This window comes from Flavobacterium pectinovorum, assembly GCF_006438875.1.
Taxonomy (GTDB): Bacteria; Bacteroidota; Bacteroidia; order Flavobacteriales; family Flavobacteriaceae; genus Flavobacterium; species Flavobacterium pectinovorum_A.
Genome location: NZ_RCZH01000010.1, coordinates 93,549 through 109,998, shown reverse-complemented (window position 1 = coordinate 109,998; position 16,450 = coordinate 93,549). Strand labels below are relative to the sequence as shown.

Here is a 16,450-nt window from a genome sequence, read left to right as displayed (position 1 = left end):
AATAATTTGCGTAAATTTGTGCAATTCGTGGCAAAAAAAAAATTCCGCCTTAGCGACTTTTCGGCAAAAAAACTTCAACAAAATGTCAATCAATCAAACCAAATATTTAAACGATTTAAAATTAAAATTCAAAAGCTATGCCCCTATTTCGCAAGCTTCCTGGCAATTAATAGAAAATATAGCTGAATTTCAATCCATAAAAAAAGGAGAAATACTTTTAAGAAACGAGCAAATTGCAAAAGAGATTCATTTTATAGCCAAAGGTGCTTTGCGAGCTTTTATAACGGATGCTGCCGGAAATATTTATAACAAAAATATCTTTCTCGAAGGAGATTTTGCAGGTTCAAAAGCTTCATTACTACAACAAGCTCCTTCAAATTTTACGATTGAAGCACTTGAAGATTCCATTTTGATTAATCTTAATTATAAAAAATACAGAGCATTAATTGACCAAAATAATGATCTGAAAAACTATTACATTGCCTATTTAGAAAAGAATTGGGTTATCGAAAAAGAACAACGCGAAATCTCCTTAGTAATGGAAAATGCAACCGAAAGATATCTACATCTTCTATCCAAACATCCGGATATTTCAGAAAGAATTCCGCTATTGCATATCGCATCGCATTTAGGAATTACACCAACGCAGTTAAGCCGCATCAGAAAAAATCTGGAAAAAGATTTGTAAATCAACATATGTAAAGGTTTCCCCTAAAAGCGAAACCTATCTTTGCCTTATATTCTCATAAATACTATCAAAATGAAAAATATAAACCTAATCGAAGACAATATAAACAATCTTACCGGTTTATGGAAAACCGTTGGCGCTCCTTTCCTATCCTATCATAAAAATAATACTTTCGAATACTGCAAAATCGAAAATTCAGGTTGGCCCAATAAATTATGGCTTCGCAAAGATATTTCTAAAAAAGATTTACCTGACATTATAAAAACCATGCAAACTAATTCAGGTTTAGTTTTACCCTATTGGAATATCTTCGGAACAAAATCTTATGAAATATTGGATGCTTATGGTTTTGAAATAAAAACCGAACAAGTCGCAATGGCATTGAAATTAGATCAAAAATTTACACTCGAAAACAATCTTAGTTTCAAAAGAGTTTCTACAGAACAAGATGCCAAAATATGGGCAGATTTATATCCGAATGCTTTTGGTTACGTGATTAGCAAAGAAATTCTGATTCACAATCATAAAGACGTTCACTTTTATTTGGTTTCTTTAGACAATCAGCCAATAGGGACATTTATGCTTTTTCAAACTCAGAATACTATCGGAATTCACGGCGTTGGCGTAATCCCTGAAATGCGAAGAAAAGGTTTTGCGGAAGAAATCATGAAATTTGCCCTTAATCTTTCTGTAGATTTAAATGCTGATTATGCTTTACTACAAGCCTCAGTAATGGGAAAAGATATTTATACCAGATTGGGTTTTGAAGATTTGTTTGTCATTAAGAATTATGTTTTGAAAGCGTAATTATGGCACGCGGATGACGCGGATTCGCTAAAGCGAAAACACGGATTAAAAACGGATTTTTTACTTGTTTTTTATTTATTCCCCTTTTTTTGTCATCCTGAGCGAAGTCGAAGGATCATTGGTTACTCACGTTGCGTGACTTCGACTTCGCTCAGTCTGACAACGAAAACTGAGACTGGAAACTGAGACTAAAAACTAAAAAACCAAACAATGTCCAAAATGCCCCTAAAATAGTCGTAAATAAGTCTTTTATCAGAAAAATAAGATTTGTAAGTTTGTAATACATTAACTAATAACCATTTAAAAACAACAAATCATGAAGAAAGCAAAAATTATTTTTTGGATTACTACAATTATCATTTTCCTATTCGAAGGTGTTATGCCGGCATTAACCTCACAAACAGAAATGGCAAAAGAAGGAATCAGACATTTGGGATATCCTGAATATTTTGGAAACGCCTTAGTCGTTTTTAAAATTTTGGGAGTTTTGATATTAGTAATTCCTTCAATTCCTAAAAACGTAAAAGAATGGGCTTATGCCGGATTTGGTTTCGATTTTATATTCGCATCAATCAGTCATTTTGCAGTTGACGGCGTTAATTTTCAGTCGTTTTTTCCATTAATCTTTTTAGTGATTTTGGCAATTTCGTATACATATTATCATAAAATTGAACGATATAAAAATATCGCTTTATAAACTTTTTGAGTAATGATAGAAGTTTTCAAAACAAATGTTCAGGAAGTTGAGCAATCTATTATGATTGTTGGAAAACTTCTTGAACATCTTCCAAATAGTGCAATCAATTTCGATTTAGATGATTGCGACAAAATCCTGCGAATCAATGCTGCTTCTATCAAAAACCAAAAAATAATAGAACTTCTGGATTCGTATGGTTATCATTGTGAGGTGCTTTTATAATCTTTCAAAAAGAACATAAACAACTGATTATCATAATTTTAAAATTTTATTGTATTTTTGAAATACTATCAATCTCAAATTTTATAAAATGAATTTACCCGCTAATCATCAAACTATAATGCCCTATTTAATCTTAAATGGTGCTTCGGAATTTATTGGTTTTACCCAAAAAGTATTCCATTCAGAAAAAACAACTGAAGTCTTAAATCAAGATGGAACTATCAGACACGCCGAAATTATCATTAACGGAAGTACAATTATGTGCACTGATGAAATTGAAGGCTGGACAAAACAGACTTCGAACTTATTTATTTATGTTCCGGATGTAGATAAAACGTATCAAAAAGCATTAGATAATGGCGCCACAAGTTTAATGGGTTTAAGCAATCAGGATTACGGCAGGACATGTGGTGTAACTGATCCTTTTGGAAATGTCTGGTGGATTACTTCTATTATTTAATAAGAAAACTAAAATTCAGTACTATGAAAACCGAATTAAAACAAGAAATTGAAACCACTTTCGGGCAATTATATCAGGCAATTTCTCTTTTTACGCAAAATGAAATTAATCTAATTCCGTTTGAAGGAAGCTGGACTGCCGGACAAGTTACGCGACATATTATAAAAGCGACAACAGGCTTTCATCAGATTTGTGATGGAAATACTAAAAAATTACATGCAGCTTTTGATGAAAAAGTTCCCATTATAAAAAAGATTTTTCTCGATTTCAATAGTAAATATAATTCTCCGGAATTTATCTATCCGGAAACTAAAGATTACGATAAAACGGAACTTCTTTCTACTCTTCAGAAAATAGAAAACGAGATGCTTGATATTGCTGAGAATTATGATTTAACACTGACTTGCATGGATTTTGAAATTCCCGGTATAGGAAATCTAACCATTTATGAGTTACTGACTTTTGGTATTTCTCATAGTAAAAGGCACACTCATCAATTACAAAACATTTATAAAGTCATCAACAAATGAGATCCAAAACCAAAACCATTTTACTTGCCGGACTCGTTGCCGGAACATTTGATATTATAGCCGCAATCTTCGTCTATTCTTTTATTCTGGATAAAACAACTGCAATAAAAATTCTTCAATCTATTGCCAGCGGAATCTTTAAAAAAGAAGCTTATTCTGGCGGATTACAAATGGCTTTGTATGGGCTTGGACTTCATTATTTGATTGCGCTATTGTTTGCGTGGTTTTATTTTACCATTTATCCCTATGTTCCATTGCTTAAAAAAAGCACTATTATTTCAGGACTTCTGTACGGCATTTTTGTCTGGATCATAATGAATCTTATTGTTTTGCCAATCGTATTTCCGATTTTACCAGAGAAACACTTCGATTTTCCGTTACTATTATCTATTACGATATTAATGCTCTGCATCGGTCTTCCGATTGCGTCTTTTACAAAAAAATATTATTCTCCTTTACAATAGTTATCAGTTTTCAGTTGCAGTATTCAGTCGCAGTATTCAGTCGCGGTTGAAACTTGAAACTTGAAATAAAAAAAGTCCCAGTTTCCCGTTCACAGCAAAAACTAAAAACTGAAAACTGAGACTAAATATTATAAAAATATTGCTAAACTTTTGTTCTTCCTGTTAGTAATGAAATAACAAATAATACCAAAAATATAAAGAATAAAACTTTTGCAATACTAGCGGCTCCGGCGGCAATTCCTCCAAAACCAAAAATTCCGGCTACTATAGCCAAAATTATAAATGTGACTGTCCAACGTAACATAATCTTAGATTTTAAATTTATAATAAAGACTTTCTAAAGTCTCATTTGTTTGCTAATCAAAGTTCTTTAAATCTTACAAAAAACTTTGACTCTAAACGTTAAACTTTTATCGCAATCAACTATAAATCAATTTTTTGGACTACTTTTATAATTCATCCAATTCGTTTCAAAATTCCCACATAAATGCATTTGAGTTAACTTTTTGATCGATTGGATTAATCGAACTTTAAGTGATAAAGTAATTTTAGATAATTAAAATTAGAGAAAGAGAAATAGTCCAAAAAATGACAAAATTGAATATTCTCCATGAACCTAAAAGACATATCAACTAAACTAAAACAATATCCCCATGAAAGCGATGTCAAATAAATCTAAAATAGTTTTTCTATCAACATTTCCTCCAACTCAATGTGGAATAGCAACTTATACGCAGGATACAATAAAAGGAATTACAGATGTTTTTGGTAAATCAATTACTTGTGAAATTTGTGAATTGGTAGATAAACCAAAAGCAAATCCAACTCAAGCCTATACTTTAAACACAAAAAATAAAGAAGAATATACTAAAGTTGCCCAACAAATCAATAAAGACAAATTGGTAAAATTGGTTCATATTCAGCATGAATTTGGTTTATTTGGCGGAAATTATGGAGACTATTTATTAGATTTTTTAAATGAAGTCAAAAAACCTCTTACCTATACTTTTCACAGTGTAATCCCAAACCCGAATGACGAACTGAAAACGTTTGTAAAATTGCTGCTTTCTTATAGCAATTCAGTTTTTGTTATGACAAATCAATCCAAAGAAATTTTGATGAGGGATTATGATATCAAAGATGAAATTATTACTTGTGTATCACACGGAACTCATATCGTAATTTATGAAACTCCGCAACAAGCAAAAGAGAAATTCGACATTCAGGATAGAAAAGTGCTTTCAACTTTTGGCCTCTTAGGCGAAGGAAAAAATATAGAAACCGGTTTATATGCATTGCCAAAAATTGTTGAGAATACGCCAAATGTACTTTATTTAATTATTGGAAAAACACATCCAAATTTAATAAAAGATGGCGTTGATGCTTACCGTGATAAATTGGAAGGAATTGTAAAAGAGTTAAAACTAGAAAATAATGTTCGTTTTATAAATCAATATTTGGATACAGATGAACTTTTGGATTACCTAAAAGCTACAGATATTTACCTGTTTACTTCTAAAGATCCTAATCAGGCGGTAAGCGGCACTTTTTCGTATGCAATGAGCTGCGCTTGTCCAATTGTTGCTTCAAAAATTCCGCATACACGAGAAGTTCTAACGCCTGATTCCGGAATTTTGGTTGATATTGGGAATGTGGACCAATTTTCTGAAGCAGCCATAAAATTACTTTCAGATGACAAGCTAAGAGAAGAAATGGGTATAAATGCCTTTAGAAAAACACGCGCTTCTTCTTGGGAAAATGCAGCAATAACACATATGAATACTTACAAAGAGCTTTTTGAAAGTCAATTAGAAGTAAAATATACATACCCTTCAATTCAATTGAAGCATATCAAAAAATTGACCACCGATTTGGGTATTATACAATTCAGTAAAATTTCGATTCCGGATCTTGATTCCGGATATACATTAGACGATAATGCACGCGCCTTAATTGCACTTTGTATGCATTATAAACTGACACAAGACAAAGACGATTTAGCTTACATATTGATTTATTTGGATTTTATTATACGCTGTCAACAGCCAAAAGGCAATTTTATCAATTATGTCGATCAGGAAAACCGCGAACATGTAGAGCAAAATGCCGAAGTAAACTTAGAAGATTCAAATGCGAGAGCAATTTGGGCTTTAGGAACAGTGGTTTCAAACGGCGATATTCTGCCGGAAGCTATCACAAAAAAAGCCACAAAATGTTTGCTGAATTCTTTAAAATGGGCCGAAAACATTCAATCTCCGCGTTCTATTGGTTTTGCAACAAAAGGTTTGTACTTGTATCACACCGCTATTCCTAACTTATACGTTGCCGCGATTATTAATAAACTGAATGCTAAATTGCTTTCTAATTATGAAATTCATGCGTCAAGTGATTGGAAATGGTTCGAAAACTATCTGACATACGGAAATGGTATCTTACCGGAATCAATGCTGTACGCTTATCTGACAACGAATAAACCTATCTATAAAAAAGTAGCGCTGGATTCTCTGGACTTTTTAATGTCGAAAATGTTTACCGATAAAAACTTTAAAGTAATTTCAAATAATGGATGGTTACACAAAGGTTCAGAAGCAAACGAATATGGAGAGCAGCCTATTGACGTTGCGTATACAATTCAGACTTTGAATTCATTTTATAATGCATTTGGAACACCCGAATATAAAAACAAAATGAAAATGGCTTTTAATTGGTTTCTCGGCAAAAATCACCTGGGACAAATTATGTACAATCCTGTAAGCGGAGGCGGTTATGACGGACTGGAAAAAGAGAATGTCAATTTAAATCAAGGCGCCGAATCTACAGTATGTTTTTTAACCGCCAGATTATTAATGGAAAACCTTAAAATATCTGAAATAAAAGTGATTCCGTTAATGAAAAACAGAAGCGATATCGCCATAAATTCATAACGAATCAAACGATAATAGACTGACCAAAATGCTATTAAACCCAGAAAATCCCTTTTTTATGAAAAGGGATTTTTTGTTTTTATTCCTAATATAATCTACAGAAAACCAATTCCCTCTCAAAGCATTTCTTTTACTCGTTTAAAAAAATAAGTCGTAAATAATTTGCCTATCTACTAATAGGTAGTATATTTGATAAAAAATTATTGCGATGACAACACGAGAAGTTATTATAGACAAAGCAGACCAATTTATCAGAGACAAAGGTTACAATGCTTTTAGTTTTAAAGATATCTCTAATGATATTGGTATTAAGACTGCATCAATTCACTATCATTTCCCTACCAAATCAGATCTTGGTGTAGCAACAATTAAGGAACATATTGCCAGATATGAAGGTTTAAAGCAAAATGTTGCCAATGCATCTCCTCTGACAAAACTTGAAGCTTTCTTAGCTGTTCATACGCAAATCAAATACGAAAATAAAGTTTGCATTGTTGGATCATTAGCAACAGATTTAAATACGCTGGATGAATCCATAAAAGACGAACTAAAAATCTTTGCTCAATTGATAATTGATTGGATAACCGAAATATTAACCGAAGGACTGGAGCAAAAAATATTCGATTTTCAAATGGCGCCAAGAACAAAAGCAATAATGATAATAACAAATATGGTTGCCATTGTACAACTATCAAGACTTACAGACCAGAATGATTTTGAACTTGTAAAACAAACAATATTAACAGAATTAAGACCGCAGAAGTAATGAAAAGAGTAGTAATAACAGGATTAGGAGCTGTAACGCCTATTGGAAATAATGTGTCGGAATACTGGCATTCATTAATTAACGGAGTTAGCGGAGCAGCGCCAATAACAAGATTTGACACTTCACAATTCAAAACCAAATTTGCCTGTGAGGTTAAAAATTTTGATCCTCAGGGTATTTTCGAAAAAAATGAAATTAGAAAATATGATCTGTTTACCCAATACGCAATGTATGTAACAGATGAAGCCATAAAAAATGCAAATATTGATTTTGAAACTTTAAACAAAGACAGAATTGGAGTGATATGGGGTTCTGGCGATGGAGGCGTTTCTACTTTTGAAGAACAAATTGGAGAATACAAATTAGGAAATGGAACACCTAGATTTAGTCCCTTTTTCATTCCAAAAAGGATTATAAATATTGCTTCAGGAGCAATTTCGATAAAATATGGGCTTCGCGGAATCAATTATACCACGGCTTCAGCCTGTTCAGCCAGTAATACAGCAATTATAGATGCCTTTAATTATATTCGTTGGGGAAAAGCAGACATGATTATTAGCGGTGGATCCGAAGCTTCAATTACAGAATCTTCTATTGGTGGTTTTAATGCCTCAAAAGCATTATCTACATTAAATGAGGATTGCGGCAAAGCATCACGTCCTTTTGACAGTACACGAGATGGATTTGTTTTGGGTGAAGGTGCCGGCGCTCTGATATTAGAAAGCTACGAACATGCAATAAAAAGGAATGCAGTAATTATAGCCGAAATTGTTGGTGGCGGTTTAGCCGCAGATGCCTACCACTTAACAGGAACACATCCCGATGGTGAAGGTGCCATACTTGGCATGCAGCTTGCTCTTGAAGAAGCCCAGATCACACCGGACAAGATCGATTATATAAATGCGCATGCAACCTCTACCCCAACGGGAGATTCAAGCGAACTTAAAGCGATGGAAAAAGTATTTGGCAGCAATCCGAATGCCAATATTAGTGCTACAAAATCAATGACCGGACATTTGCTGGGAGGCGCCGGAGCAATCGAAGCAATTGCCTGCATAAAAGCAATTCAGGAAAATATGGTACCACCAACTATAAATACACAAACCGTAGAACAAGATTTTGCAAACAAATTTAATCTGACACTTGAAAAAGCACAACCCAGAATTGTTAATTATGCCATGAGCAACACTTTTGGTTTTGGCGGACATATCGCCAGTTCTATTTTTAAAAAATTTACCGAGTGATTTAGTAATCATCACAAATCTATAATCAAAATCCCTTTCTCAAAGGGATTTTTTGTTTTCATACTACAACGTTTCAATCACAATCTTGTCATTTCGACCGAAGGGAGAAATCACACTCGGGAAGAACGCACTGTTGTCGAGCTACTTTATGTGATTTCTCTCTTCGGTCGAAATGACAAAAACAAAAAATATCGTAAACCAAAGAAACAACAATAATAAAAAAATCCGTACAAATCTGTTTAAATCCGTACCATCCGCGTGCCATCATTAAGCATGCAATAACCTCTACGATAAGGTATTGTCAATTTTTTAACATTTCCGTCCTAACGTCACTATATTTTAATTATTGTGCATCACAATGTTAATTATATAAACTTCCTAAAAAGTTGTGTAAGATTTTTTCCGCACTTCCAAAGTACATTTATACTTAACAATCAGAAGATATAAAACCATTTAAACAACTGGTTTTCAATCATTAGATTTAACTTAAAACATAACATTTTGATTTTCACTTTAAAAAATACATTCACAGAAATTGGAAGTGCAACCTTGTTTGCAAAGCAGTTTTTTAAGGAAGTTTTTATTCCTCCTTATGAGGCAAAAGAGTTCTTGAAACAATGTTATGTTATAGGTTATAAGTCGTTGCCTTTGGTGGCTATAACCGGCTTTATAATGGGTTTGGTGCTTACGCTTCAATCCAGACCAACGCTTGTTAAATTTGGAGCCGAATCGTGGTTGCCCGGAATGGTGGCTCTTTCTTTAATTAGAGAAATTGCGCCAGTAATTACAGCCTTGATTTGTGCCGGAAAAATTTCATCCGGAATTGGTGCCGAATTAGGTTCTATGAAAGTAACCGAACAAATTGATGCGATGGAAGTTTCAGCCATTAATCCTTATAACTATTTGGTTGTAACCAGAATTTTAGCCTGTACTATAATGGTGCCGATTTTAGTAATTTTTGCAGATGCAATTGGTATTATTGGCGGATATGTTGGAATTAATATTCATGGTGATGTAAACTTTTACCGCTATTTGACACAAATTCTGCAATCCCTTGAATTTCTGGATTTAATACCGGCTACGATTAAAACATTTTTCTTTGGATTTTTTATCGGAATGATTGGATGTTTTAAAGGATTTAATGCTTCTAATGGAACAGAAAGTGTAGGTAAAGCAGCAAACTCTGCCGTTGTAACCGCTTCTTTAACCATTTTTATTCTTGATATGGTCGCAGTTCAAATAACCGATTTATTCTTCTAAGATGATTAAGGAAAAAGAAAATACAGAACCTAAAAAAACAAAAGAGAAAAGCAAAACGCCAATCATTCAGATTAAAGATTTGCACAAGACTTTTGGTGTTGATAATGAAGTTTTAAAAGGTGTAAATCTTACCGTAAATCAAGGAGAAGATTTAGTGATTTTAGGACGCTCCGGCTCCGGAAAATCAGTAACGATAAAATGTATTGTGGGTTTAATAGTACCGGACAAAGGCGAAATAAAAGTTTTTGATGAAGATGTACTAAATCTGACCAAACCGGAACTAAATGAAATTAGGGTCCGAATTGGATTTTTGTTTCAAAGTGGTGCTTTGTACGATTCTATGTCAGTTAGAGAAAATCTGGCATTTACCTTAAAAAAACACAAACGGGAATTAACTGCCGAAGAAGTTGAAAATGAGGTTATCGAAGCTTTGGACAACGTAGGATTAAGTGATGCAATTGACAAAATGCCTTCTGAATTATCGGGCGGAATGCAGAAAAGAATTGGCTTAGCCAGAACTTTAATCCTTAAACCGGAAATCATTTTATACGACGAGCCAACAACAGGATTAGACACGATAACATCACGGGAAATAAGCGAATTGATTCTCGATATCAAACACAAACGCAAAACAACATCGATCATTATAACACATGATATGGCTTGCGCCAAATTGACGGCCGACCGAATCATGGTTCTCAAAGATGGAGTAATACACGCTGAAGGAACTTATGAAGAATTGGAAAAAGACGAAGACGAATGGGTACGCTCATTTTTTGAATAAAGCAAAATAAAAATTAGAAATCATGGATAAGCAATCTGGATATACTTGGAAATTAGGAATGTTTGTAACAGTAGGTTTACTGCTTTTTATTATGGCAGTTTATTTCATAGGAAAACAAAAAAATCTATTTGGGTCAACGTTTCACATCTCGTCACAATTTAAAACAGTTAGTGGTTTAGAAGTCGGAAATAATGTTCGATTTTCAGGAATCAACATCGGAACGGTTGAAGAAATCAAATTAATAAATGATTCTTCGGTTGTGGTATCGATGGTTATAAAAGATGAAGTTCGCGAATTTATTAAAACAGATGCCCGCGCAAGTATTGGTTCTGACGGATTAATGGGCGATAAAGTTTTGACCATTTCTCCCGGAGTAAAATCTAGAAAAGTCATTGAAAACAATGGTTCGATTGCTTCTATCAACGGAATAGAAATGAACGATATTATGAAAAGTGTCAAAAAGAGTGTTGATAATGTTGGCGTTATTTCTGATGAATTGGCAATTTTCAGTCATTCTATGAATAACGGAAATGGCGCTTTGGCAAGATTGGTTCGTGATGATAAAATGGCAAACAGCGTTTCGAATACGTTATCAAATTTAGAATCCGGAACCAAAGGTTTTAGTGATAATATGGAAGCTGCCAAAAGTAACTTTTTGTTTAGAGGATATTTCAAGAAAAAAGAGAAAGAAAAGGAAAAACAAAAAGAAGAAGCCAAAGAGAAAAAAGAGGAACAGCAAAAGGCTAAAGAAGAGAAAAAAGAAGAGAAAAAAGAAGAAAAAAAGGAAGAGAAACAAAAAGCTAAAGACGAAAAAGAACAAAAAGCCAAGGACGAAAAAGCAAAAGAAGAAGCACAAAAACAGCAAAAACAAAAAGAAGAAGACGCTAAAAAAGAAGCCGAAAAAACTAAATCATAATATGTGAAATGTCATTTGTGAATTGTGATATGATTTAGAATAATCCTTCGCTGAACTGATTACTTCAAAATTAAAAAGATCTCTATATGCCCGTATCTTATAAAAATATAGCCCTTAAAACGCTGAAAATAACCGGAATCACAGTTATTGGTATCTTGCTATTGCTATTTTTGATTCCGTTGTTATTTCCGGGAACAGTTGCTTCTGAAGTAAAGAAGATTGCCAATGAAAGATTAGATACCAAAATGGATTTTTCGAAATCAAGATTGTCTTTTTTTACGCATTTTCCTTCGCTAACAGTTTCGCTTGACGATTTATCACTTACCGGTTCAGCTCCATTTCGTAATGATACTTTACTAAAAGCAGAACAAGTTGCATTTGGAATTAACTTAAAAAGATTGATTTTTGACAATGAAGTAAAAATCAATAAACTCTATGTTTCCAAAGCTTTAATCAATATAATGGTCAACCAAAAAGGAGAAGCCAATTACAATATTTATGTTGCTCCTGAAGATCGTGACAAAAAACCAAACGATCCAAATGAACCGGAAGAAGGAACAGCAATTCGGTTAGAACGAATAGATCTTGAAGATTGCCATGTAAAATACAACGATCGTTCAGCCAAAATTTTGGTTGACGCAAAAGGTTTTAACTACGTTGGAAAAGGAAATCTGAGCGAAGATATTTTTGACTTAAATACAGATGCCCGAATCGATAATGTTGATTTTTATTATAACAGAACGGCATATCTTAGAAAAAAAGAAGTTCGTGCCGATTTGATTACGAGAATAAACACGCACGCACTTTCGTTTATTCTTCAAAAAAACGAATTAAGAATCAATAAATTACCGCTAAAATTTACTGGTTTATTTACCATTTTAAGAGATGGATATAAAATCAATATCAAAGCAGCATCTGAAAATACAACCGTAAAAGATTTATTATCTGTAATGCCTCCGGAGTATTTAACCTGGATGGACGAAACTGAAATTTCAGGAAATAGTGATTTGCTTTTTACTTTTAAAGGAGATTATAATGTTTCAAAAAATCTAAAACCGGATTTGGCTTTTAATCTAAAAATTGATAAAGGCGCTATAAATTATCAGAATGCCCCTGCTCCATTAACAGGTTTTCAGATGAATCTGAATGCGATTTTGCCTTCACTTGATATCGAAAAACTATTGATCAATCTTAAAACTTTTAAATTTAAGGTGGGCGAAAAAGATTATTTTACCGCTTATTTACATAGTAAAGGTTTTAATGAAATGACGGTCGATGCAAGCGTAAAAGGCGCATTGGATCTTGCCACTGTTGACGCCGCATTGGGTTTGAATACTATTGAATTGAAAGGAATCCTGAAAACAAATATTCAGGCAAAAGGTGTTTTTAGTACTTCAAAAAAACTATTTCCTAAAACTATTGGTGGAATTGCTTTGCGTAACGGCTGGTTAAAAACCGATTCTTATCCTAACCCCATTACTGATATTACTTTTATTGCCAATGTGCTGAACAAAGCCGGAACATTCAAAGATTTGATTGTTGCCGTTGCTCCCGCTTCATTTGTTTTTGAAGGAAATCCAATGTATGTAAACGCAGCTTTGTCTGACTTTAGTGATTTGGCTTATAATGCAAAAATAAAAGGCGCATTGAATGTTGGACGTATTTATCAGGTTTTCTCCAGAAAAGGACTTGATGTAACCGGTTATGCAAAAGCAGATCTTTCGCTGAAAGGAAAACAAAGTTACGCCACTAATGGACAATATGACAAACTGGATAATAAGGGCACAATTATATTAAAAAACATCAAAGCGACTTCTGAACTTTTTCCGAAATCATTCTTTATAAAACAAGGAAATTTCCGTTTTCAGAATGAGAAAATGTGGTTCGAAAAATTCGATGCTTCTTATGGAAAATCTGATTTTGCCATTAATGGATATTTACTAAATACTATTAATTATTTCTTGGAATCACACGGAACATTGAGCGGGAATTTTAACATGAAATCTAAACTGATTAATGTTGATGAATTTATGGCGCTTAAAAAAGGTGAAAATACAAATCGAAATCTTGACGTTGAATATGCCAAAGAAGATCATCCAAAAATGAGCGGCGTTGTGATTGTACCTAAAAACTTAAATGTTGCGCTTACCGCAAATGCTGATAAAGTAGAATATAACGGATTGGTTTTAAATAAACTAAACGGAAAAGTTGGTATTACTAAAGAAGGTTTTTATTTAGAAAATGCGACTTTTAATATTATCGATTGTCTATTGGGAATTGATGCAACTTATAAAGATGAATCACCGACATCGGCTCATTTTGATGCCCATTTTACAGCCAAAGATTTCAGCGTACAAAGAGCTTACAAAGAAATCCCGATGTTTCATGACATGGTTACTGTCGCCGAAAAAGCACAGGGAATTATCTCTGTTGATTATAAGGTAAAAGGTGATCTTAACGGAAATATGGGGCCAATTTATGAATCTCTGGAAGGCGGCGGAATATTAAACCTGCGGGATGTAAAAGTCAAAGGATTAAAATTATTTGATGGAATTAGTTCTAAAACCGGACAAAAAGGTTTGGACGATCCTAATCTGAAAGGAATCGAAATTAAATCATCTATAAATAATAATTTAATTCATATAGAACCATTCACCTTTAGTGTGGCAAGTTTTAGACCAACCATAAAAGGAACTACCAGTTTTGACGGACTTCTTGATTTAAGAATGCGATTAGGATTACCTCCTTTCGGAATTATTGGTTTTCCAATTGTTATTACCGGAACACATGTGGATCCAAAAATTAAAATATTTAGTAAAACAGGTCAAAAAATCGATGATGCCGTTTATGATGAAAAACATAATAAAGTGATTCGGGAAGAAAAAGTAAGCAAACAAAAAAGTTAAACTAAAATGAAAACTAAAAAAACAAAAAAAAGCAGTGCCTTCGAAAAATTCGCTACCAATGTTTCTAAAGCAGCCGGAAGCACGCCGGCTTTTATAGGCGCTTTTTTGATAGTAGTAGCGTGGGCAGCTTCTGGTCCTATTTTCGATTACTCAGAAACCTGGCAATTGGTAATCAATACCGGAACTACAATTATTACTTTTCTGATGGTTTTTTTGATCCAAAAAGCGCAAAATAAAGATTCACTGGCAATTCAATTGAAGTTAAACGAATTAGTTGCTTCTAATGAATTATCCAGCAATAGCCTGGTAGATATTGAAAATATGACGGAAGAAGAAATGATTATCGTTCAAAAATACTACCAAAGATTAAGTGAACTTGCCAAAAGAGATGAAAGTATAAGAACCTCACATTCTATCGCAGAAGCACACGAACAACACAGTCGCAAAGATAAAAACCGCAGTGAGCAAAAAACTATTCAGAAACCAGCAGTTAGAAAAACACCTAAAAAATGAAACTACGCTCTACAGAAACTTTCTGGCCTTTAAGAAACTCCATGTTAAACAGTTATCCTTCAATAACATCGGATATTGATACCGAAATTTTAATCATTGGCGGGGGAATAACAGGAGCATTAATCGCCTATAAATTAATTAGCGAAGGCAAAAAAATAGTACTCGTTGATCGTCGAGATGTCTGCAACGGAAGCACGGCTGCAAGTACCGCTTTACTTCAATATGAAATTGATGTAGCGTTGCACAAACTAATAGAATTAAGAGGATTAGACTGTGCTGTTGACAGTTATAAGAATGGAAAAAAAGCTATTTTCGATTTAAGAAATATCATTGATACCATAAAAAGTGAGTGTCAGTTTGAATTCAAAAAAAGCATTTATTTCACCTCCCTTAAAAAAGATATTCCGTTTTTGAAACGAGAATTTGAAACCCGAAAAAATTGCGGATTCGATGTGACGTGGTTAAGCAAATTTAATTTGAAAGAAATGGGATTAAATGCTTTGGCAGCAATCGAATCAAAAACTGCTGCAGTTATGGATCCTTATAAACTGGCACAAGATTTATTAGTGTATTGTCACGAGAAGAGAATGCAAATTTATGACCGCACAAATATTACCAATATTCAAAACCATAAGGAAAAATGCATTGCCCGTACGGAAAACAAATTTACCATTACGGCAGATCACATCATACATTGCAGTGGTTATGAAAGTATTGAAACTCTGACTGAAAAGGTAGTGGATCTAAAAAGTACTTATGTTATTGCCTCAGAAAATCTTCCTGAATTACCAGCAGCTTTTAAAAATGCCATATTCTGGAATACCTCAAATCCTTATCTGTATTTTAGGGCAATGGCAGATAACCGGATTATTATTGGCGGTGGCGATGAAGACTTTAGAGATGCTCAAAAACGCGATAAATTATTACCGAAAAAAGAACGGTATTTACTCAAGCAATTTCAAAGAAAATTTCCCCACATAAATTTCAAAATGGATTATTCCTGGGCGGGAACTTTTGGGGAAACAAAAGATGGTTTACCTTATTTTGGAAAACCGGATCCCAGAAAAAACGAACACTACGTTCTTGGTTTCGGAGGAAACGGAATCACATTTAGTGTTTTAGGAATGAATTCTATTCTTGATTCCATAAACGATAAGGAAAATCAGGATTTGGAGTACTACAGGTTTGGAAGATAAAAAAGCTTATTGCTTTTTTAAGGAACAAGGTAGCAAAGGTTCATAGGTGCAAAGTTATTAGCCTTTGAACCTT

The 16,450-nt window shown here is 33.6% G+C and carries 17 protein-coding genes; 16 read left to right on the top strand and 1 reads right to left on the bottom strand.

The annotated features are described in order from the left end of the window. The first annotated feature begins 82 nt into the window (after positions 1-82). The 7 genes from EAH81_RS15905 (at position 83) to EAH81_RS15875 (ending at position 3,868) form a co-directional block, all read left to right on the top strand. Positions 83-688, top strand: coding sequence for a Crp/Fnr family transcriptional regulator (locus tag EAH81_RS15905; RefSeq protein WP_140508856.1), 606 nt, complete (start codon positions 83-85; stop codon positions 686-688). A 72-nt stretch (positions 689-760) separates the two neighbouring features. Next, positions 761-1,495, top strand: a complete 735-nt coding sequence (locus EAH81_RS15900; protein ID WP_140508854.1) for a GNAT family N-acetyltransferase — start codon at positions 761-763, stop codon at positions 1,493-1,495. Between the two features lie 316 nt (positions 1,496-1,811). Next, on the top strand, positions 1,812-2,192 hold the full coding sequence (locus EAH81_RS15895; RefSeq protein ID WP_140508852.1) for a DoxX family protein: 381 nt from the start codon (positions 1,812-1,814) through the stop codon (positions 2,190-2,192). Positions 2,193-2,204: 12 nt separating this feature from the next. Continuing rightward, complete coding sequence (locus EAH81_RS15890; protein WP_140508850.1) at positions 2,205-2,414, top strand: hypothetical protein; 210 nt, start codon at positions 2,205-2,207, stop codon at positions 2,412-2,414. Between the two features lie 88 nt (positions 2,415-2,502). Beyond that, on the top strand, positions 2,503-2,874 hold the full coding sequence (locus EAH81_RS15885) for a VOC family protein (protein WP_140508848.1): 372 nt from the start codon (positions 2,503-2,505) through the stop codon (positions 2,872-2,874). Positions 2,875-2,897: 23 nt separating this feature from the next. Next, entirely contained in the window at positions 2,898-3,404 is a 507-nt protein-coding gene (locus EAH81_RS15880) for a DinB family protein (protein ID WP_140508846.1), read from the top strand. After that, a complete protein-coding gene (locus EAH81_RS15875) occupies positions 3,401-3,868 on the top strand; it encodes a DUF1440 domain-containing protein (RefSeq protein WP_140508844.1) in 468 nt (155 codons plus the stop codon). The genes EAH81_RS15880 and EAH81_RS15875 overlap by 4 nt, the downstream gene beginning before the upstream one ends. A gap of 142 nt (positions 3,869-4,010) precedes the next feature. Here EAH81_RS15875 and EAH81_RS15870 read toward each other — a convergent pair whose 3' ends face one another. Then, the gene (locus EAH81_RS15870; RefSeq protein ID WP_140508842.1) at positions 4,011-4,172 is read right to left on the bottom strand and encodes a DUF1328 domain-containing protein; all 162 of its coding nucleotides are present in this window, start codon (positions 4,170-4,172) and stop codon (positions 4,011-4,013) included. Positions 4,173-4,521: 349 nt separating this feature from the next. Between EAH81_RS15870 and EAH81_RS15865 the strand changes: the two genes are divergently transcribed. The 9 genes from EAH81_RS15865 (at position 4,522) to EAH81_RS15825 (ending at position 16,377) form a co-directional block, all read left to right on the top strand. Beyond that, positions 4,522-6,792 carry a glycosyltransferase gene (locus EAH81_RS15865; RefSeq protein WP_140508840.1) on the top strand — a complete coding sequence of 757 codons (2,271 nt, stop codon included), beginning with the start codon at positions 4,522-4,524 and terminating at the stop codon, positions 6,790-6,792. A 208-nt stretch (positions 6,793-7,000) separates the two neighbouring features. Next, a complete protein-coding gene (locus tag EAH81_RS15860) occupies positions 7,001-7,558 on the top strand; it encodes a TetR/AcrR family transcriptional regulator (RefSeq protein ID WP_140508838.1) in 558 nt (185 codons plus the stop codon). After that, positions 7,558-8,802 carry a beta-ketoacyl-ACP synthase II gene (gene fabF, locus EAH81_RS15855; RefSeq protein WP_140508836.1) on the top strand — a complete coding sequence of 415 codons (1,245 nt, stop codon included), beginning with the start codon at positions 7,558-7,560 and terminating at the stop codon, positions 8,800-8,802. Before EAH81_RS15860 ends, fabF begins: the two co-directional genes overlap by 1 nt. 501 nt (positions 8,803-9,303) lie before the next feature. Next, a complete protein-coding gene (locus EAH81_RS15850) occupies positions 9,304-10,062 on the top strand; it encodes an MlaE family ABC transporter permease (protein WP_140508834.1) in 759 nt (252 codons plus the stop codon). A 1-nt stretch (position 10,063) separates the two neighbouring features. After that, the gene (locus EAH81_RS15845) at positions 10,064-10,846 is read left to right on the top strand and encodes an ABC transporter ATP-binding protein (RefSeq protein WP_140508832.1); all 783 of its coding nucleotides are present in this window, start codon (positions 10,064-10,066) and stop codon (positions 10,844-10,846) included. 22 nt (positions 10,847-10,868) lie between these two features. Continuing rightward, a complete protein-coding gene (locus EAH81_RS15840; protein ID WP_140508830.1) occupies positions 10,869-11,762 on the top strand; it encodes an MlaD family protein in 894 nt (297 codons plus the stop codon). A gap of 86 nt (positions 11,763-11,848) precedes the next feature. Beyond that, positions 11,849-14,668, top strand: coding sequence for an AsmA family protein (locus EAH81_RS15835; protein WP_140508828.1), 2,820 nt, complete (start codon positions 11,849-11,851; stop codon positions 14,666-14,668). Positions 14,669-14,674: 6 nt separating this feature from the next. Further along, entirely contained in the window at positions 14,675-15,181 is a 507-nt protein-coding gene (locus EAH81_RS15830) for a low affinity iron permease family protein (RefSeq protein WP_140508826.1), read from the top strand. Next, positions 15,178-16,377 carry an NAD(P)/FAD-dependent oxidoreductase gene (locus tag EAH81_RS15825; RefSeq protein ID WP_140508824.1) on the top strand — a complete coding sequence of 400 codons (1,200 nt, stop codon included), beginning with the start codon at positions 15,178-15,180 and terminating at the stop codon, positions 16,375-16,377. Before EAH81_RS15830 ends, EAH81_RS15825 begins: the two co-directional genes overlap by 4 nt. Positions 16,378-16,450: the final 73 nt, after the last annotated feature.